General features: G+C 63.7%; 22 protein-coding genes and 1 pseudogene. 7 read left to right on the top strand and 16 right to left on the bottom strand.

The window, feature by feature from the left end; translation table 11 throughout:
• Positions 1-140: pseudogene (locus AC1DRP_RS16415) on the bottom strand (cytochrome P460 family protein); the annotation flags it as partial.
• A 548-nt stretch (positions 141-688) separates the two neighbouring features.
• On the opposite strand from AC1DRP_RS16415, the gene AC1DRP_RS16410 reads away from it, so the two are divergent.
• On the top strand, positions 689-1117 hold the full coding sequence (locus tag AC1DRP_RS16410; protein ID WP_441507599.1) for a CBS domain-containing protein: 429 nt from the start codon (positions 689-691) through the stop codon (positions 1115-1117).
• 70 nt (positions 1118-1187) lie between these two features.
• On the opposite strand, the gene AC1DRP_RS16405 is transcribed toward AC1DRP_RS16410, so the two are convergent.
• The 7 genes from AC1DRP_RS16405 to AC1DRP_RS16375 all read right to left on the bottom strand — a co-directional run bounded on the left by AC1DRP_RS16405 (position 1188) and on the right by AC1DRP_RS16375 (position 7216).
• Positions 1188-1670: a methyltransferase family protein gene (locus AC1DRP_RS16405; RefSeq protein WP_441507600.1), complete on the bottom strand. Its 483-nt coding sequence runs from the start codon at positions 1668-1670 to the stop codon at positions 1188-1190.
• A 260-nt stretch (positions 1671-1930) separates the two neighbouring features.
• Positions 1931-2584 (bottom strand): hypothetical protein, encoded by a 654-nt coding sequence (locus AC1DRP_RS16400; protein ID WP_476768998.1) that lies wholly within the window; start codon positions 2582-2584, stop codon positions 1931-1933.
• Positions 2578-4302, bottom strand: coding sequence for a S8 family peptidase (locus AC1DRP_RS16395; RefSeq protein ID WP_476768997.1), 1725 nt, complete (start codon positions 4300-4302; stop codon positions 2578-2580). Before AC1DRP_RS16395 ends, AC1DRP_RS16400 begins: the two co-directional genes overlap by 7 nt.
• A 97-nt stretch (positions 4303-4399) precedes the next feature.
• Positions 4400-5431, bottom strand: a complete 1032-nt coding sequence (locus AC1DRP_RS16390) for an AAA family ATPase (RefSeq protein ID WP_441507602.1) — start codon at positions 5429-5431, stop codon at positions 4400-4402.
• Positions 5432-5908: 477 nt separating this feature from the next.
• Positions 5909-6169 (bottom strand): hypothetical protein, encoded by a 261-nt coding sequence (locus AC1DRP_RS16385; RefSeq protein WP_441507603.1) that lies wholly within the window; start codon positions 6167-6169, stop codon positions 5909-5911.
• The gene (locus tag AC1DRP_RS16380) at positions 6162-6590 is read right to left on the bottom strand and encodes a portal protein (protein ID WP_476768996.1); all 429 of its coding nucleotides are present in this window, start codon (positions 6588-6590) and stop codon (positions 6162-6164) included. Before AC1DRP_RS16380 ends, AC1DRP_RS16385 begins: the two co-directional genes overlap by 8 nt.
• Before the next feature lie 323 nt (positions 6591-6913).
• On the bottom strand, positions 6914-7216 hold the full coding sequence (locus AC1DRP_RS16375; RefSeq protein WP_441507605.1) for a hypothetical protein: 303 nt from the start codon (positions 7214-7216) through the stop codon (positions 6914-6916).
• A gap of 263 nt (positions 7217-7479) precedes the next feature.
• Here AC1DRP_RS16375 and AC1DRP_RS16370 point away from each other — a divergent pair, with 263 nt between their 5' ends.
• The 5 genes from AC1DRP_RS16370 (at position 7480) to AC1DRP_RS16350 (ending at position 11173) form a co-directional block, all read left to right on the top strand.
• Positions 7480-8577 carry a YeiH family protein gene (locus AC1DRP_RS16370; RefSeq protein ID WP_441507606.1) on the top strand — a complete coding sequence of 366 codons (1098 nt, stop codon included), beginning with the start codon at positions 7480-7482 and terminating at the stop codon, positions 8575-8577.
• A gap of 562 nt (positions 8578-9139) precedes the next feature.
• Positions 9140-9988, top strand: a complete 849-nt coding sequence (dapF, locus tag AC1DRP_RS16365) for a diaminopimelate epimerase (protein ID WP_476768995.1) — start codon at positions 9140-9142, stop codon at positions 9986-9988.
• Between the two features lie 204 nt (positions 9989-10192).
• A complete protein-coding gene (locus AC1DRP_RS16360) occupies positions 10193-10450 on the top strand; it encodes a helix-turn-helix domain-containing protein (RefSeq protein ID WP_441507609.1) in 258 nt (85 codons plus the stop codon).
• A 147-nt stretch (positions 10451-10597) separates the two neighbouring features.
• Positions 10598-10888 (top strand): type II toxin-antitoxin system RelE/ParE family toxin, encoded by a 291-nt coding sequence (locus AC1DRP_RS16355; RefSeq protein WP_441507610.1) that lies wholly within the window; start codon positions 10598-10600, stop codon positions 10886-10888.
• 3 nt (positions 10889-10891) lie between these two features.
• The gene (locus tag AC1DRP_RS16350) at positions 10892-11173 is read left to right on the top strand and encodes an addiction module antidote protein (protein ID WP_476768994.1); all 282 of its coding nucleotides are present in this window, start codon (positions 10892-10894) and stop codon (positions 11171-11173) included.
• A 181-nt stretch (positions 11174-11354) separates the two neighbouring features.
• Here AC1DRP_RS16350 and AC1DRP_RS16345 read toward each other — a convergent pair whose 3' ends face one another.
• The 4 genes from AC1DRP_RS16345 to AC1DRP_RS16330 all read right to left on the bottom strand — a co-directional run bounded on the left by AC1DRP_RS16345 (position 11355) and on the right by AC1DRP_RS16330 (position 13862).
• Positions 11355-11882 carry a hypothetical protein gene (locus AC1DRP_RS16345; RefSeq protein ID WP_476768993.1) on the bottom strand — a complete coding sequence of 176 codons (528 nt, stop codon included), beginning with the start codon at positions 11880-11882 and terminating at the stop codon, positions 11355-11357.
• A 95-nt stretch (positions 11883-11977) separates the two neighbouring features.
• Complete coding sequence (locus AC1DRP_RS16340; protein WP_476768992.1) at positions 11978-12853, bottom strand: YdaU family protein; 876 nt, start codon at positions 12851-12853, stop codon at positions 11978-11980.
• A complete protein-coding gene (locus AC1DRP_RS16335) occupies positions 12850-13476 on the bottom strand; it encodes a helix-turn-helix domain-containing protein (RefSeq protein ID WP_476768991.1) in 627 nt (208 codons plus the stop codon). Before AC1DRP_RS16335 ends, AC1DRP_RS16340 begins: the two co-directional genes overlap by 4 nt.
• Complete coding sequence (locus AC1DRP_RS16330) at positions 13473-13862, bottom strand: hypothetical protein (RefSeq protein ID WP_476768990.1); 390 nt, start codon at positions 13860-13862, stop codon at positions 13473-13475. The genes AC1DRP_RS16335 and AC1DRP_RS16330 overlap by 4 nt, the downstream gene beginning before the upstream one ends.
• Before the next feature lie 130 nt (positions 13863-13992).
• Between AC1DRP_RS16330 and AC1DRP_RS16325 the strand changes: the two genes are divergently transcribed.
• Positions 13993-14676: a helix-turn-helix domain-containing protein gene (locus AC1DRP_RS16325; RefSeq protein ID WP_476768989.1), complete on the top strand. Its 684-nt coding sequence runs from the start codon at positions 13993-13995 to the stop codon at positions 14674-14676.
• 156 nt (positions 14677-14832) lie between these two features.
• Here AC1DRP_RS16325 and AC1DRP_RS16320 read toward each other — a convergent pair whose 3' ends face one another.
• The 4 genes from AC1DRP_RS16320 to AC1DRP_RS16305 form a co-directional block, all read right to left on the bottom strand.
• Positions 14833-15315: a peroxiredoxin gene (locus tag AC1DRP_RS16320; RefSeq protein ID WP_476768988.1), complete on the bottom strand. Its 483-nt coding sequence runs from the start codon at positions 15313-15315 to the stop codon at positions 14833-14835.
• A 363-nt stretch (positions 15316-15678) separates the two neighbouring features.
• Entirely contained in the window at positions 15679-15894 is a 216-nt protein-coding gene (locus AC1DRP_RS16315) for a hypothetical protein (RefSeq protein WP_476768987.1), read from the bottom strand.
• A gap of 139 nt (positions 15895-16033) precedes the next feature.
• Positions 16034-17029 carry a 6TM ABC transporter family protein gene (locus AC1DRP_RS16310; protein WP_476768986.1) on the bottom strand — a complete coding sequence of 332 codons (996 nt, stop codon included), beginning with the start codon at positions 17027-17029 and terminating at the stop codon, positions 16034-16036.
• Between the two features lie 862 nt (positions 17030-17891).
• Positions 17892-18566: a hypothetical protein gene (locus AC1DRP_RS16305; RefSeq protein ID WP_476768985.1), complete on the bottom strand. Its 675-nt coding sequence runs from the start codon at positions 18564-18566 to the stop codon at positions 17892-17894.
• Between the last annotated feature and the right edge of the window lie 158 nt (positions 18567-18724).

Genomic DNA, 18724 nt, shown 5'->3' with positions numbered 1-18724 from the left:
GTGTCCGGGAAGTACTGGTTCTTTGCCGGGTTCCAATGGATCTTCGCCATCTTGGCGCCATCGGGGAAAGCTTTGCCGTTCCCGGGAATGCCGGCCCGGTAGGCCTCGATCATCACGGGATTGGCGAGGATCACGGCGACCGCCTGTCGCACCATACCATGGCTGCCTTGATCCAGCTTGCCTTGACCCGGCTGCGCCTCGGCCGCCGCCCGCTGGACGGAGGCCCGGCTCGCGGCAGCGCGTRCCCGCGGCGGGTCCTTTCTCGGCTTATTCATGCGACGTTGGTCGGCTTCTGCAGCCTCGATTCCCCCTCTGTTCCGGTTGCCGAACGCAGGTTCGCGAAGCGTTCTCCCGCCACGGTTGCACAGGCAGGTCACGAGGAGACGCGCAGGTCGATTGAGGTCGCTTCAACTCCTGAGCCCCCGGCATGGCCCCGCTCGCAAGCCATCCCGGCCAGGGGCGCGCGGCAGCTGCGGCGGCCATCCCTTAAGCGATATTCTCAAGGCGCCATCGGGAACCCTCGCCCGCGTACTTCGTTGGCTGGGGAGTGCCGCCGGAGCAGGACATGCGCAAAGCGGATCGTCTTTGCAACCCGTCCTGTCCTCGGTCCCGACGCGCGATCGCCTGCAATCAGGATCAGCCGAACGGCCTGCCGAAGTCTATCCCCGAAGGAATGGAGGTTCAGACCATGATCGTATCGGATGTGATGACCAGGGGCGCCCAGATCGCCCGACCGGACGAGACCTTGCTGCAGGTCGCCCGACGCATGGCGGCCGAAGATATCGGTTTCATGCCTGTCGGCGACAACGACCATCTGGTCGGCATGATCACCGACCGCGACATCGTCATCCGCGCCGTCGCCGAGGGGCGCGGCCATGACACGCTTGTGCGCGAAATCATGACACACGACGTCAAATACTGTTTCGAAGACGAGAACATGGACGATGTCGCGCAGAACATGGGCGAACTCCAGGTGCGGCGCCTGCCGGTGGTCAACCGCGACAAGCGCCTCGTCGGCGTCGTCTCGCTCGCCGATGGTGCGCTGAAGGACGACCCGGAGGCCATCGGCATCGCGCTGTCGGCGGTGGTCGTGCCCGGACACGCCCAGGCGGCCTGACGCAAGCGACTGTCGGAAGCGAAACGAGCAAGGACCCCTGAGAGAGGGCCCTTCTCAGCGCCGTGCCTCGCTACAGCCAGCGCCTGACGCGGCCCTTGTAGGCGCGATAGACGTCCCCGAATTTCCGATCGAGATAGGCCTCCTCGCGGGCGACCACGCCGTAGCGGATGACGAGATAGAACGGCAGCAGCAGGACGAAGAGCCACAGGCTGTTGAAGGCGACGGCGAGGCCGATGAGGCCGAGCACCATGCCGAGATAGATCGGGTTGCGCGTGAAACGGTACGGCCCCGCCTCGACGATCATCGTCGTCGGCTGGGTGGTCTGGATTTGCGTCCCTGCGCGGCGAAACGTCGTTGCCGCCCAGATCAGCAGGGCGAGGCCCGCGAGGAACAGGATGCCGCCGAGCGCGCCCGCCGGCATCTCCGGCGCCAGGAATGGCAGCGGAGAGAGCCATTCGAGCCCGAGCCCGACGAGCACCGCGATCGCCCAGGCGATCGGCGGCCGTATCACGGCGCCCGAATTGTCGCGCACATTCCCTTTTGCGTGGCTCATACCGCTGCCTGTCCGAAGCCCGTCCCCACCAGGGACGCCACGGCGTTCGATGTCTATCACCAGCCAGTGTCCGGGGCGCGCCCGAAGGCAGGGTTGGTCCATCGGCATCATGCCGGCCATCGGCTCACAACCTGGTTTCTCGACGACAACGCGACGGCGTGTGCCCTCTACGAGGGCTCGACTTCCAGATTGAAGGGCGGCGCCGGCGCGACTGGAAGCGCGACGGCGTCTACCGCGACAGCATCCTGATGGCGCCGAACTCAAGGCCGCGCGGCAGCGCGGATCGGCGGCCTCACGCGCGCATAGACTTCGTCGTACAATGCTACCTCGCCGGGCATGGCCAGTGTGACGGCCAAGCCGAAGATCACGGGCTCGTCAATCGGGGTGCCTTGGTCCGGATCGCGCTGTACGATCAACGGAATGGTCATATCAGCAGCGACGACAGGGGCATCGCTCCCATCCCAGCATCGAGAGAAGATTGTTCCCCGGTTCGTCTGGTTTTCGTCTGGCTGCCAACTGTGGCTGCTCACTCCAAGCTCGCCGATTGACGCGGGTTTCAGAATTTTCAGGCGACACGTGCGATAGCTCTTGCGACCGGGCGCGACCGGCGTGAACCAGGCGAGAGTTGCCGATAGACTGTGCGGGCGCGCTTTGCCACCCATGGCGATAGGCACGGGTACCTCGATCGTGACGTTTCGATCGTTCCGCAGGCTGCCGGTTACGAAGAAAGTGGCGCGATCCGCCGCGCAGGCCACCGCATCCGTGGCATCGACGCAGCCGAAGCCAATGAAACGGCGGATATTATCCTTCTGCTTGCTGGCCTGGCCGCGGCCCCATGGCCCCACCGTCGCCTTGATGAGGTCAGCGACGTTGCGAGGCCAGCGTGCAGGGTGAACGAGCAAGGCCTTCAGCAAGACCGCTCGCTCGATAGGCGGAAGCAAAAGGAATGCTCGCCGTAACTCGCCTCGAGCGCGTCGTGAATCTGATGGCAGGTGCGCGACGCTAGGGCAGCCGCCGCGCTAGTGCCGTTAGTATAACCGTCGAGGTTCTCCCGTCCCCCCGCGGGAGGCGCCGCGACCTTAAGGCCCGCGCCGCGTGACGCCCGCCCAGGACGCACTTCGATATGAGCGTGGTTGCGGACGATCTGCATATGCTCGCGCGCGCCCGGCATCAAGATATCGGGCTTCACTGATCGGGCAAAACCAGGCCCAAGTGTACTCGATGGATTCGCCGCCTCATGCAAAGGATAGGGGTCGATAAGTGCTCGGGCGAGAGCGCGCTCAGCAGGCGGTACGGCATCCCGATTGGACGCGCCGATCGTTAACCCGTTCACAGTCTCGCCTGGAGAGAATATCCGGCGTTCGCCGATGAGCGCGTGGAGCGCACCGATCATCGACGTTGCGCGGTGGTTCCCGTCTGCGACTTCATAGTCGAACCCGGTTGCATAAGCGGGCACACCGAAGTCAGTGGTCGCATTGCCGGCGCTGACGATAAATAGCAAGCCGAAGCGGCCCGCCAGACGGTCGAGAAGGCGAGCCCACGGCGACAATTGCCCGTGGAAGGGCCGAAACCGATTGCCCAGCGACAGGTTCACAATGATTACGTTTGGGCGCTGCTCGCGCAATCGAACGACCGCCAGATAGATGAGATCGACAATCAGCCGATCGCTTGGAAATTCGTCATTGTTGCCCATCACCGGTACAACGTGGATGCGACGCGGAAGCGCTGCTTCCGCCTGGTTGCGATCGCCATGCACGATCAGCGACGCCATCGCCGTGCCGTGAGAGCGACTGGTTACTAGCGCCTCAGGCTCGAGGCCAAAGGGATCGTCGAGATCCATATGGTCTGCGAGTAAGCGGTGGGCCGCGACCGGGACCCCGTCGAGCAGCGCGAGGATCGGGTCTCCCAGCGGGTGTCTCGCTGCGGCGGCTTCGCGTTCCTCAGCCACATCGGMGATTTCGATCGTGGTCGGTGCGCTTTGGGGTCGAATGTGTAAGACCGGCTCGAGGCCGGCAATGCCCTCGGAACGTCGGTCCAAGATCTCCCGGACCGCTCGCACCGGAATGTCCGCCAATAGTGCATGATAGCCGATGTCGCCGATGCGGGCGCGAGTGACGACCGCTCCTCCGCGACCGATAATAGCCGCCCGGACATTCGCCTCCTGCTCATTCGCTACGGCCTCCCGCTCGCGGTAGACCAACTCAACCTCGAGCCTAACCAACTCCTCATCGTCACGGCCATCGATTACAACAGCGAGAAAACTTGCATCGATGCTACTGACGCGATCAAGCGGCCCCCAAGGCCGTAAGTCCCTCAGCAGATCGAATACATTCGCCCAAGGTGTTTCGCCTCGGACTAACTGGCCATTCTGCCAACGGCGCCAGAGGGACTCGAGATTGCGTAGCGCGACGATGTCCGGAACGAGCAGATAAGCATAGGGCTGCTGGTCGCCTTCGTCGGTCTCGAGCTCTTCCTCATCGACAAGTTCGAGCCCGGCGACATTTTGTACGGCGTTGGCGAACGCGCCGATCGAGCCTCGAACTTCGAAGACGAGCAATCGTTCAGGCGCAAGTCCGGACGGATCGGCGCGCAGCTCAAGCGCATTGGCACCGCGCGCAAGAACCTCCGCCAATCGGGTAAATTTGGGACCGAAAGTCCCCGTCTGGCGATCGCGCGGAAATGAGTCAGGAGGTGGGACGTATGCGGGCCGTCCAAGTAGACGCGGTTGATCAGGTTGCGGCGTCAGCCTCAGGAGTGGCTTCGTCGGATCGCTCGGCATTGATGACCTCTGGCGTTACTCGCGAAACCCACAAGTCAAGTTCGGCTCGCAACGCGTCATCAATAGCCATCTCCCCCAACCCCAAAATCTGGCGTCGTCTTACGTTCTGACAGAAATCGAGCGCCTCAGCATAGCTGACCTTGCCCAACCGGGCGGCGATTCTCGCCGGAGTCATCTTCGGCGTATTCGGCCAATCGGACAAGATGCGATCAAGGAAAACCGTCACTTCCTTTAGGTGCGGCGCCGGTATAGCCAAGCGCATCTGGAAGCGGCGCCACACCGCACGGTCCAGCAACTCGCCATGATTGGTGGCCGCGATAACTACAACGTAGCTAGGCAATTGATCCAACTGCATCAGCAGGAAGGATACCACCCGTTTGATCTCGCCCGTTTCGTGGGTGTCACCGCGCTCCTTGCCAATCGCATCGAACTCGTCGAAGAACAAGATGCTCGGCGTCGTACGTACATAGTCGAAGAGCTTGCGCAACCGAGCATTGGTTTCACCCAAATAGCTGCCGATCAACGCATCATAGCGCACGACGTAGAATGGCAGACCAAGTCCTTCGGCAATGGCCTCTGCAAACGAGGTCTTGCCGTTACCAGGTGGTCCGGAAAGCAAGACACGGTGGCGGGGCTCAAAGCCATTGGCACGCAGAACATCGGCGCGCTGGTGCTCCTCGATAAGCTGACCACCGCTCTGCCGAGCGGGAAGCGGGAGCAACAGATCATCGAGCCGCAGCCGAGCTGTGACCTCTAGAATGGCTTCGCGACCATTGACGGGGTTAAGGTGCTGCGAACTGGCGGTCAACGCGGGCGGCGTGACCGGTACAGCCGAAAGGGCCCGCTGTAGACGATCGGCAACAATATAGTGCTTCTTAGCCCGCTCATCTGCGACCAACGCCTCGGCCGTGGAGCGCACCGCCTCACGATCGCCGACCGCGCCAGCGCGAACGAGATTAATAAGAAGATCACTACGAGCCATAGCTGCCTTAATTGATCACTCGCTTCGAACCCATGAGAGATTCGTCCGCTCCCCCACGGTCGTTTGCGTGTCCGTCACAGTTCTGCGCGCCGGGTCGCGTCAAGACAGTGCTGTGTCGAATCCACGAACACCTTAGGTGAAGGTTGGGCAGACGGTAAGTGCTTGAGCTCGCAAATTTGCGACCTGGAGCGTTCGCACTACGCTTGAAATGGGCGGCGTCCGGCTCTCGCGATCTCGTCCGCGGAGCAACTTGGCCGCTTGTGGACTGTCAAGAAGGAACCCAGTCCAATGCGAACGGCAGGTTCATGGCAGCTCTCAATGTCTAGAGGTGACGATCGCAACACCGCGAGGCGCTCCACGAACTCCCAACTGGGACACTCGTCGCGTCGGGCGCCTCGCCTCCGAAATGCCGCCCGATCGGGAGCTTCGCGGTCAACGCCGCCACATCCGCACCCTGCGAAGGCCCGCCCGAAGCGGCTAGAATTGCGGGAGCTGGCCCTGTGGTTCCGCCATTAAAGGCGCCGCCCCGGCGGGCGGCGGCTGGTTGATCGGCATCAGGCCCGCCATCAGTTCAGGCTCCAGCCCAATAGGCTCGCCAGAACCCATCGGCGTACTCGCCGACACCTCACCCGGCGGCGCCCCCTGCAGCGCCTGCACGATCTCCCCGACCACGCCCTGAAGCTCGACAATCGCCTGCGCCATGCCGGCGAGCGCCGGGTCGGCCTGCGGCTCAGCCACCTGCTCCCCCGCCCCCCCGCCCCAGCATCTGCGCAACCTGCGCAGCCTCCAGCGCCAGCTCGGCCTTGCCGGCTTCGGCCTGCTTGCGGCGGGCCTCCGCCTGCTTGGCCACCAGCTCCGCCTCGCGCGTCGCCAGCTCCATCTGCCGCGCCGCCTGTTGCGCGGGATCGGGCGGCGGCGGCTGCATCGCTTGCGGCAGCGGCCTGCCCGCCTTTTGCGCCTTCAGCGCGCGGATCTCGGGCGGCAGCACGGTTTCCAGGCGCTCGCYGATCTCCTGCGTCCTGCCGTCCTCGCCGATGATCCGCAGCACCCGGGCCGTGTCGTAGATTTTTGGGATCAGGTCGACCAGGATCTTGCCGGTATGGCGGATCGCGCGGGCCCAGTTGTCGATATAGGCGACAGCAAATTCTTGCTTGCTCATCGCGGGGACTTCTTGCTCAGCCACCATAATCCCCCAAGCTTCCCTTGGAGGAACCATGGCATAATCGGGGTGTGGGTCAACAGCTCCCAGTTCAGATACTTAATGTGAGCACGTTGCGCCGGAGGCTCGCAAAGACCTGGCGGACCGGCAGAGAATGCGCGCGGTCTGAAACGCAAAAGCGCCCGGCCATCCCTGGCCCGGGCGCAAATCACCACCTTGAATAAAGGCATAGCATGCACAAAAAACGCATGTAAAGCCCCTGTATGCGATTTTTGTGTATCACTTTCGGCCTGAGCCAACGGAGCGCTGCCGGGCGTCTCCACTCACGCCGGCGGCGTGGCGTAGCCGCGCCTGGCCATGCAGTCGTCATAGACCGCCTTCATGGCGTCGCTCCGGCGGGCGGTCGCCTGGTCTGCGCCGGTGCCCCTCGCCCCACTGACCGGTTTCGCCGCCGCCTTGTTGGATTCGCGGATGCAGGCGGCGGCGTCCCTGTTCGCCAGCGCCTCGAGCGTCGCATTGCCGGCGCCTGGCCGGACAGCGGTGCGCTGCGGCCCCGGCGAAGCGTCGCTCGCGGCCTGGCACCCGGCAAGTGCGAGCGAGACGATGATTGCGGCATGGCGAAGCATGAAACCCTTCCTCCTGCGCCGGTCAGAGCATAGGCCGCAGCGGCTTTCAACCGGCGCCCTGGTTCGCGAGCCCCGTCATCCCTGCGGCTGCGCGCGCTATTGCGGCGGGCGCGTCTCCGAGAAGCGCGCGGATGGCCTGCGCGGCCCGAAAGGAGCCCGCGGTAGGAATGATCGATCGGATCGATCGAAACAAGACAAACAACATGTTGGATTGCTTTAATGAAAAAGCCCAGACACGGCGCATCGAACTGCCAGGTGCCGCCATGACGCTGCAAATCCACGATCAAACGAGCTCAACCGGCCGGATCCCCGGCAGCCTGAAGCGCCTTGGACCTGGCCTTCTGCTCTGCCTGCCCGTGTCGGGGGCGGCTCTCGCCGTCGAGCATCTGGAGACCGCCTTCTTCCAGCGCGCCTGGCTCGAGGCGCTCGTGCTGGCCATTCTCTTGGGAACCCTGGTCCGGTCGCTCTGGAGCCCCGCCAGAAGCTGGCGCGCCGGCATCTCGTTCTGCGCGAAGACGCTGCTGGAGGTCGCGGTCGTGCTGCTCGGGGCGTCGCTCAGCGCCGCCACGATCGCCAGCGCCGGCGCACCGCTTCTGCTTGGCATCGCCGCCGTGGTCTTCGTCGCGATCGGGCTGAGCTACGGCATCGGCCGCCTGCTCGGACTGCCGCAGCGCATGGCCATCCTCGTCGCCTGCGGCAATTCGATCTGCGGAAATTCAGCCATCGCGGCCACCGCGCCGGTCATCGGCGCCGATGGCGAGGACGTCGCCGCCTCGATCGCGTTTACCGCGGTGCTCGGGGTCGCGGTCGTGCTGTGCCTGCCGCTCCTGATCCCGGCGCTCGGCCTCAGCGTTCACCAGTTCGGAATCCTGTCGGGCCTGACGGTCTATGCCGTGCCCCAGGTCATCGCGGCGACGGCGCCAGCCGGCCAGGCGGCGATCCAGATCGGGACCCTGGTCAAGCTGGTGCGCGTGCTGATGCTCGGCCCCGTCATCCTCGTGCTCTCGCTGCTGTCAGGCCGGCTGCGCGCGGAAACGGACGCGCCGGCACCTCACGTGACGGCTGGCGATCGCCCTGCCCCGCACAGGATCGCGCCGCATCATATCGTGCCCTGGTTCATCCTCGGCTTCCTGGTGCTGGCGGCGCTGCGCTCGGCAGGGCTGATTCCGGCGGTCCTGCTTGCGCCGCTCGCGACCATCGCGAACCTGCTGACCATTATCTCGATGGCGGCGCTCGGGCTCGGCGTCGACATTCGCTCCGTCGCCCGGGCCGGCCCCCGCGTCGCAGCCGCCGTCATCCTCTCGCTGCTGGCGCTCGCGGCGACCTCGCTTGGCCTCATCCACCTGATCGCGGTGCCGTGAGGCGGAGGTTCTCGGGCCCCGACCATGGAGGGGAGCGCCGCGCCGCTCAGCGCTGCTTCAGCCTTGTGATCGTTGCCTCGGGAACTCCGGGGACGTTGTTGGCCAGGAGATAACGCGGGCTGGACTGCACCCATTTGTCGCRCTCACCCGCGACGGAGCATTGAAAGCCGAGATCGGCGAGGGAAGACCGGCGCATCGTGCATGTGAGACTTCAGTCAGGGTCGCACGGTTGCGAGACCGGAACGCCGAAGCGCCGGTCATTCCTGGCGCGGCCGCAAATCACCCGCGCCGGTCCAACGTCCTGGGCCTCGTCGCCGGCCGTTATCTTGTGCGGGTCGGCAGCCACGCCCGCGCTCAGCCGGCAGCAAAGGCGCGACCAGCGCCCATGCATCCTCCGCCAGACCGATCCGCTCGCCCAAGGCTTCCGCCAGGACGACGCGTTGAATCGACATGTCAGCCGTGCGTCAAGACGCGCCGTTATTGCCTTGGGCAGGCAGCCCACGTTCAATGCCGGGGTCTGGGCAGCGCATGGCTGCACCGTCGGATTTGACTGGGAAAGCGCATGACTCTCAGCTTCGTAAAGATGCATGCCAACGGTGAWGACTTTGTCGTCGTCGATGCACGCACGAGCCCCAATCCGGTTGATGCCGATGTCGCGAGATTCCTTGGCGACCGGAACCGCGGCGTCGGCTTCAACCAACTGGCGGTGGTGCTTCCCTGCGACGATGCCGCCGCTCGTCTCATCTTCTGGAATCCAGACGGCACGACCTTGGGTGCGTGTGGCAGTGCAACGCGCGGCGTCGCTCACCTGATGATGAAGGAGGCCGCGAGCCAGGAAACGACCTTGCGCACCGAGCGAGGCGTGTTGCGCTGCCTGTCGACACAGGACGGGCCTATCAGCGTCGATATGGGCGCACCTCAGCTCGATTGGCGCGACATTCCCCTCGCCGAGCCTTGCGACACATTGCGATTGCCGCTCGATGGCGAGCCTGCCGCTTGCAGCATGGGCAATCCGCACTGCACGTTTTTCGTTGATGATCTCTCGGCGATCGACCCTTGGTCGGCAGGGCCGCAGATCGAACACCATCYTCTGTTTCCTGAAAAAACCAACTTCCATTTCGTTCAAGTGCTGGACCGGAAGCGCATAAGGCTGCGCATTTGGGAGCGAGGCGGAGGCGTGCCGGCGGGGTCAGGATCTTGCTCTTGCGGCGCGGCCGTGGCGGCCATCCGCCGTGGGCTTGTCGACGAGGAAGTCGAGGTCATCTGTGATGGTGGAAGCGTGGGTGTTTCCTGGAAGGCTGGAAGCGGCGTGTGGCTGACGGGCAGGGTCGCGACCGTTTTCCGTGGCGAAATCGCGCTCCCAGGCAAATCCATGCATCGTCAGGACGGCAGCTTTGTCGACAAGGCCTAGCTCAGGCTGCGTTTCGACGAGATCGTCCGAACGCAGAAAACGTGCTCGACTCCGATAGTTTAGAGCGTCTTCGTCGAAACAGGACGCAAGGCACGTTTGATCGCCTGACCGGTCGCCGGTTTTTTCGTATGCTCCTTCAGCCGGGCGGTCGCCTCCCCGGCTGCAGCGCTGCCCGGAATCTGCCGCCCCAAGCGAGGTTGCCCGATGACCCGTGCCGAGTTCGCCGCTCTTCGCCAGGCCTGCGGGTTGAGCCAGGACGACCTTGCCCTGGAGTTCGGCCTGAGCCCGGAAGCCGTGCAGGAGATCGAGACGGGGGCCGATGGGGAGGAGGTCAACACCCTTCACGCCCTGGCGATGGAACGCGTTTCGCTCCAATGCGCCGTCTGCAAGGAAAACCCCACGGTGGCGGCCGCCTCGGTGCGCTCCGACGCGCTCGACCTCGCCTGGATGATCCGGGGCTGAACCGCGAAAGCGCCCGGCCATCGCTGGTCCGGGCGCAGCTCGCCACCGCCATGATCCTGTCGGCTCGCTCGCCTCGCTCGCGGCGGGACTGCAGCCCTTGTTTCCCGATCCGTTGACGCTCATCGCGCCGTAACTTATAAGTTACGAATGTTCGAAGTCCGCCAGACCAGGATCTTCTCCAGCTGGCTCGGGGCCTTGCGCGACACCAACGCTCAGCTGCGAATTGCGACGCGCATCCAACGGATGGAGGACGGCAATTTTGGCGACGTCAAGCCGGTCGGCGAAGGCGTCAGCGAAATGCGGATCAGCTATGGGCCGGGGTATCGGGTCTATTTCATCCAGCAGGGCAGGACGATCGTTGTCCTGCTGTGCGGCGGCGACAAGAGCAGCCAATCGGCGGATATCGCCAAGGCAAAGCGCATGGCACAGGAGGCCTGAGACATGCCCCTCGAAACGACCCGCTTCGACATCCAGGAGCATCTCAAAACCCCTGAGCAGCAGCTCGCCTATATCGAGGCCGCCCTCGATGAGGATGACCCGGCGTTTCTTGCCAAGGCTCTTGGCGAGGTCGCGAGGGCGCGCGGCATGACCCAGGTGGCGAAGGATGCGGGCGTGACGCGCGAAGCCCTGTATCGTGCGCTCAGCGAGAAGGGAGACCCTCGCCTTTCAACCCTGATGGGCGTGATGAAGGCGCTCKGGTTGAAGCTGCGGGTTGCAGCCTGAAAAGAACCGACGAGGCCGGCGCGATGCCGGCTTGCCCCGTAAACCTGTCGGGGATGGTTGTGGGCTGAAGCAGACGCCACGGCGCACCTGTAAGCAGTGGCGGCATCCTTGTTCTGCCCGAAACGGAAAGGCGCCCGGCCATCGCTGGTCCGGGCGCAGCTCGCCACCGTGAGCTACGGCATCAGCTCAAGCGCAGCCGATGCGCGATGACGTTCAGCGCGCAGCGGAAAATGCCCATGGTCGCGTGGTCGGTGATGTCGCGGTCGAGCACGCAGACCCGCATCAGGATGGCGTTGCCGTCATGGTGCAGGCCGGAATCGGCCAGCGCGTCCTGCAGCTCGCGATACTGCGAGCGGATTTTGGCGACTGTCTCGACGTCGAGTTCAGGCCCCTCGCCTGTCGTGCCCGCGACCAGCTCGGCGACCATGCTCGGCAGCTTTGGGAGGCTGTCGGTGATGTGGCGATGATAGCGCACGAAGCGGYGCGTCACCGTCTCGGCCGCCTCGAACTGGCGCCGGTCGATCATCCCGCCCAGAAACATCCGGCCAAAGGCATAGCCGGCCATCGGCGAGGCATTTCCCTTGCGGTGCGGCTGCGCCAGCGCCACCGCCATGATCTTCTCGGGGCGCTCGCCCCGCTCGGCATTCCTGATCCGGCCATTGCGGTAGCGGCCGACATCCGTGCGGGGTTTGCGTCCTGCGCGTGCCATCGTCTCGTCTTTCTCTGCTGGGGTTTGCTCTGCTGGGGTTTGGGGGCTTGGTGCGACCCGTGCGGCGACGCCCGCTGGCGGTACTTGTGTCTCGGTCATGCTGTTGGCTCGCTTGGCTGCGGGGTCGTCGGGGGAAGCCGGCTGGGCACGGTCCAGCAGCCGGTCCTGTCGGTCGGAAGCGGCCTGCCGCCCCTCGCCTGCCGCCAGGCATCCCAGGCTTCGGGATCGTCGACCGGCGAGATCCTGACGCCGGCCCCGGCATCGCTCCCGGACTGGTCCGGCGGGGTGGCAAGCGCGAGCCCGGCATTGACGCCCCATTCCGGCGCAAAACCCTGCCAGCCCCGCAAAATCATCAGATCCGCGGCGCGGTCCGGCTCGGCGGCCAGGGCAAGCTGGTTCGCCAGAAGTCTCGCCGCATGCAGCGTCAGTGGCTTCTTCAGCGTCCGGCGATGGGCGATGACGGCCTGAGCCTGCTCCTTCGAGAGCACGGCGCCGAGCGCAGCCTCGATCTCCCGGTGCTCAGGAAGCGCCCTGGCGCGCCCAGTCCCCCTGGGGGCTGGGGGTGATTGAATTAGTGATTGTGATTGTGATTGTGATTTGCATGCCTCCGGCACATGCCCCGGCACTCCTGCGGCATCTGCCGCAGCATCTGCCGCAGCTTGGACCTGCCAACGCTTGACGGCCTTGGCCCTGGCCTTCCCGCTGGCCTCGGCTGCCGCCTGCAGTTCGGCATCGATGCGCTTATGGACCCAGTCCTCGGCAAAGAGATCGGCCAGCGTGTCACGGCTCGCGCCCCATTCCGCCGGCGACATCCGGGCGATGCGGGCCAGCCGGCGGTCCTCGGTAGGGAGCCCGCCATTTTGCCAGTAATGCATGATCAGCAGGAGATAGCCGCCATGCTCGGCCGCGCTGAGATGGCCGGTATCGGCGAGATAATCGGCGACATAGAGCGGCATCCAGGCCCGGCTCATCGCGTGCCTCCACGCCCGGGCGCCCGGTTCGCCGGTTTCTTGCCCTCGGTCCGGGCAACGGGAACGCCGCCATAGCCGCGCACATCCGCGCCGCGGCGCTGATTGATGACGTGGATGGCGTGAAGCACGGTGGTGTGGTCGCGGTGGAACAGCCGCCCGATCTCGGAGAGCGACAATTCGGTCTCATCAGCCACCCGCCAGATCGCGAGCTGGCGCGCCCCGGCGATCCGGGCGACGCGCTGCTCGCCCTTGAGCGCATCGATGGCGATGCCGGTCTCGGCAGCGACGGCCGCGATGATCGCGCCGGCCTGCATCTTCCCGCGCAGCGGCGTGCTGGCATGGTGCAGACGGTATTGGTTGCGCACCACGGCCCAGGGCACGGCGCCGGGCTGCGTCCCGTCTTGCGACGCGTCGGCCTCCCGGGTTTTGGCCTCGCGGGTTTTCGCCTCGCTGGCGGCGCGGACATCGAGCCCGGGCCCTGCAGATGCACCCGCAGCCGGCACCGGCTCCTCCGGCTTTGCCGCCTGTTTCCACGGCAGGGCCTGCCTGGCGCGATAGGCCGCCAGCATCTCTTCGGCGCTGCCATACTCCCTGGCATAGCCCTTGATCGGGAGAGCGGTCATGGGTGCCCCCTGTCCAGCGGGAAGGCCAGCTGTGCCTCGCAGGCCCGGCGAAACCGGGCGATGCGGCCAGGCTGCGCACGGGTGCTGGGCACGGCGGGCTCAGGCGGCGTAGAGGGCACGCCATCGGCCGGCCAGAGATCGGGCCGCCAATGCTGGCGCGAAACGCCGGTCGCGGCCTCGAGCCGGAGCGCCATCCAGGGCGAGACCGAAGCGGCGCGCTTGGCCTTGTTGATCGCGACCTGCGAACAGCCGACGGCAGTGGCGAGCCTGGCTTCGGAACCGGCCCGGTCGATTTCACGACGCAGGAGATCGCGGGGCGTGAAGGGAGCGACTGGCGTGATGGAGACGACGGGCGTCGCTGGCGCGACTGGCGTCGCTGGCGCCACTTGAGTGGCTGTGAGGGGTGAGGTTGGGTGAGCGGCTGGGTTCATGCCGCATATTGATAACTTAAGTTATGATTAGTCAATCACAAAAGTTATCGAGACGTTCTCGATATCCTAAGTTATTGATTGCCCTATGGAACTCGGCCCGCTCATCAAGGATGCCCGCAACGCGCTTGGCTGGTCCCAGGCCGAGCTGGCGCGGCGCATCGGCGTCTCCCAGGTCGCAATCAAGAAGATCGAGGACGGCCAGACCCGGCGCTCGAAGCATCTGACCAGCGTGCTCGCCGCCGTCGGGCTGAAGCACCTGATCCTGGATGGCGCCCTGATGGCGGGCGATGACGAGCCCGAGCCCAATGCCGCGATCGCCGGCCAGCCGGAGCTTTTGAAGCCGCTCGGCGGCGCGCGCGACCTGCCCGTGATGGGCACGGCGGTCGGCGGCAGCGAGGAGGACGGCGATTTCCGGCTGAACGGCGATGTGCTGGAGCGCACGACGCGGCCGCCGGCGCTGGCCGGGCGCAAGCGCGCCTTCGCGGTCAACCTGATCACGAACAGCATGTACCCGCTCTACCGCGCGGGAAAGAAGATCTATGCCGACGAGGACGGCCGCCGCCCCGAGATCGGCGACGAGGTTTTGCTCGAGCTCTATTCCGACGAGGATGGCGAGCCCGGCCCGGTCTACGTGAAGACCCTGGTCTCACGCGGCGCAAAGACGATCGTCGTCTCCCAATACAACCCGCCGAAGGAACTCCGCTTCGACGCCATGCGGGTGAAGCAGATGCTGCGGATCATTCCCTATGACGAGCTGCTGGGGGTTTAGGTTCGGGTGGCCCTGCAGCCGGAGCGACGTGGCTTCCTGCTCCTGGCCTTTGCCGTTGGACTGTTCCCGATCGCGCAACAAGCGGCCCCATGCAAGACCCGGAAGCAGACGTTGCCAAAGGTCTCGCCTGACTTCGGTTCCCGCCCCAAAGCGAAACTAAACCTGTTGCGCTGACAGCCATTCAAGCGTGTCTTCCGCACTCTTTTCGGGCCTGGTTACCGGATGCAAGACGTGTTCGATCGCTCCGTCCTTGACGACCAAGGTCAACCGCTCAATGAGGCGCATTCCGTCCGCGACGAAAGTTGGAAGCGACAGCGCATCCGTCAACTGGAAGTCCTCATCGCTCAGCACTTCAAAGGGTAGGTGCAGACGTGTCGCCATCTCTTGCTGATAGGAGGTTGCTTGGGTGCTGAGACCGAACACGGTCGCTCCAACGCGAGCCATATCGTCATGATGGTCACGAAATGCGCAGGCCTGCGGGGTACAGCCTCGAGCGCCGGGAATGACATCCCAGCCAGTAGGCGCAGGCTTCCCCGGGTCACTCGTCCGAGGGTAACAATAGATCACCGTGCGTCCTCCAGGCAGTGACGCCAGATCGACCTTTCGCCCCGTTGTTGAACGCAGAGCGACCGCGGGCATCCGAATGCCGACCAGACGAGAGCTTAGGGACATTGATTGCCTTGGTCAGATTTTGATCCTGKCCGATTCCATCGCATGCCGGATGTCCGATTCCCACCGAGACATAGGCGGCGCGTCATCGCTATTTCCGGAGTCGACCCAAGTGAGACATTAGCCGATCAATGTCCGGCGACCGGAGTTGGCCACATTTTGACTCTTGCAAAAGTCCAGTCAGGAAGTCTGGCTGTCGATGCCGCTTAACGGTCGACGGAGGCCGAGCGCCGACCGCGGCCCCTGGCGGCCCCCGACGATGCTGTCCGGGAATCAAGTAGCCTGAGCAGATCCTTGGTTAGCGGCACCCGCAGCGCTATTAGGCAGCGCTCTTCATCGCCGCGGTTCCTTGATCACGTCAGGGTGCTCCCTTTCCCATACGCCGATCGCGTTTTTGAGCGCTACTGACTCGCGGTAACTGCTCCCGTCCTGCACCGAGAGCGTTTTGATGCGCCGCTTTGCGAGTTCGTAGTCTTCAACGGTCTCGATCGTGAAAGTCGGCGCGTCCGACCGGCACGACTCCGGAGTGTGTTTGATCGTGGTTTTCATGGGCCACCTCTGCGGTTTGAAATGCTGACGATCGGCAACGAATTGCCAATCTTGCTACAGGGGTGACTGCTCGGCGCTGCGTCAGATCAAGCAGTGCCCCCGAAGGGCCGGCCGCGGCATGGCGGATGATGCCTGCCACTCATGGATGGTCCAATGCGTCCTGCGCCAAGCCAAGCCGCGCATACCCTTTAACGATCAGATCATATTTCACCGACGAAACGGCCAGACTACGAGCCCAGTCGACCACATCATTCCAGGGATCAACGACCTTCCCCGTCGCCGAAAGAAAGGTGATGACTGTGGCGATCTCTGTCTGCCCGCGAACGACAAGAACGCTCCCTAGCCCAAGAATTACTAGATTTCCTATGCTATTTGTAAGATTCATAAAGAAATTCATTGAGAATTTCAGTGCAAAAATACCCATGTTGAGATGGAATATTATATTCAGATCGTCTTTTCTCGGGATCAGTTCGTCTGCCTTGCTTATGGTAAGAATATCCATTCCCACTTTTCGTAGAAGCACTATCCGACCTTCGACCCTCGCATTGATCGCACGTTGTATCAGCGGCACAATGAGGATCTGTGGCGCGAGAATGGCCGCGCTGACCATGGCCAGTCGTGGTTCCAGAATTGCAAGATAGGTGAATACGCTAATCAGGAATCCAATTTCCACGACCGGCGTGCTTACGCTGGAGCCGACGAATAGGCCGACGTCATCACTTTCCGCTATTATTATAGACAGCCCGATAGCGTCGCTGCCGCCTTGCCGAGCCTCGGCGGACCGATTTGCAAGTCGAGCCTCGATCGCAACGCGAAGGGCACGGGCGGCGCTTTCTCCAATCCAGGCCCGATAGAGGTTCATGAGGAGCTTCAGGAGGCCGAAGCAAACTGTAATGGCGGCTTGAGCGGCGATGAGTAGTAGAATCAACCTGATCGGTCCGCCCTTGACGGCGGTATCAATCACTCTCCTCTGGAGCTCGATCGGCGCGGTATTCAACAGAAATACCGCAACAGAGATTAGCGATACCCACAATTGATGCCAGCCGCCAATTCTAAATACGAATTTGAACAGAGAATTAGGCAATAACTCAACGGAATCTGAGATAATGCCCGAAGATAATGGCCGACTAAACATGGCTTTCTRCCAAATCGAGAGCGAAGGAGGGGGCGACCGTCATTCCATCGAATTTAACCTTGTCGAATCCTACTTTCCGCCTTGCGGGGCAATTGTTTTGCCAAGACCGTTCATCACTGCGCTGCGCTTTCGGCGGCTCGGACCATTTATAGCTAAGCAGGGAACTATTTTTTTGACCTGCATCAAACCAAACGAATGCGGTCAGCTTTTCGAACCGGCGAAACCAGCGGCGAAGGCTGCTTCACCAGAGAACTTGGATTCAGGGCGTCGTAGACGCAAAAGACTTTTATCATCCATTTCTAAACGGCGGAATCGATAACGCGGCATCTGGCCATGCCACTCGTAATCCCGGTTAATCCCGCTTACGCTCTGCCGTTGCCATATGACCCTTCGCTTCACTCCGGGCATGGAGCAAAACTACCCGAATGTCGGCTTCCTGGCGATAAGCCGAGGTCTGCTTCCCATCCATCTCGGTCGTTGCGCTCGCATCGCAGCGCCCCGTCGACCTCGCGCCAGTTACGGACGCCGGATGACCACCCGGAAGCGGACGCTCGCCGCTCCATGCTGAGCCCGCACGGTTCGGGCCATCTCCTATTTCCTGGGAACGCGCGGCCTGAGCCGACACCAGCCACTGCGCAAACGCCAGGTCGACCAAGGAGGCTGGCAGAGCCGCGATGCCATTTCGACGTCCCACCTTGCCTTCGTTCTCATGGCGTGGCCGTGGCTCGGGCCTGGCTTGCGCCGCCGAGGAGCGGCCGCTCGGCTGGTCAGCCTGTCGCCATCAGCCCGCGGTCGTGGATCGCGGCCGCAACGGCGGAGCGATCCGGTCGCCTCGCCAGGCTGGCGGCCCTCCGAGCGCCACTCAATCTGCCAGCATGCAATCCGCCAGGCTGTAGCAGTGGCTTGCCTGGTAGGCGTTCCGCCCTCGGTTCATATGCGTCAGATTGAAGGTTCGAATGGCAGCCAGGACGCGGCGCGCCGCAAGGAAACTGCGGATCGAGGCGGAGCCCCGCACATTGATGCCAAAGATGTCTGCGCCACGCGGGAAGAAATAGCTGACATCCTCTGGCGTCGTGACGCAGCGCTCGAGAAAGAGTTCGTCCACCTGGCCCTGTGCAGGAGATTGGTCCGTGGCGAAATCCGAAAGATGCACCAAAAACCGCGCACGGATGCCCTCCCCGTCCGCATAGAGGGTGAAAAACTCCATCCAGCTCGCATTGACGCGGACGAGCGGCTTGTCGGATGTCGACGGCAGACAAGACACCGACCAGTAGCAACGCTCGGTCCTGCGCGGGATGGGGATGCAGTTCTGGCCGTAGAGCCTGAGAATCTCCAGGGCGTCCTGTGCCTGCGGGCGACGCAGCAGCTTTTGAAATCGCGTGACGTACTTGAACCGCAGCTCGAGGGAATCCGAGCGCTCGTCAGCGTCGCGCAAGTCGGTCTTGCCCTCGATCCAATCGCGCTGCTCCTCGAGATCCAGAAACTGGCGCAGACCCGTGGTGCCGCGGCGAGGAGTCGTGCTCACGTCAGGTGCCATCTGAGTTCCATCTGTGCCGGTATTGCAGGGGATTTTGCCAGATCATGGATCAGGCTCCGGACAATCCATGACCGTAGCTGACGTCAGCACTAATCCCGAGGGGGCCTGTTGCCGATCGCGCGGCTTCCTGATTGCGCCCAACCATGCGGTTCGCCCCC

Source organism: Allobosea sp. 01N443 (assembly GCF_056399325.1).
This window is presented reverse-complemented; position numbering and strand designations above follow the sequence as displayed.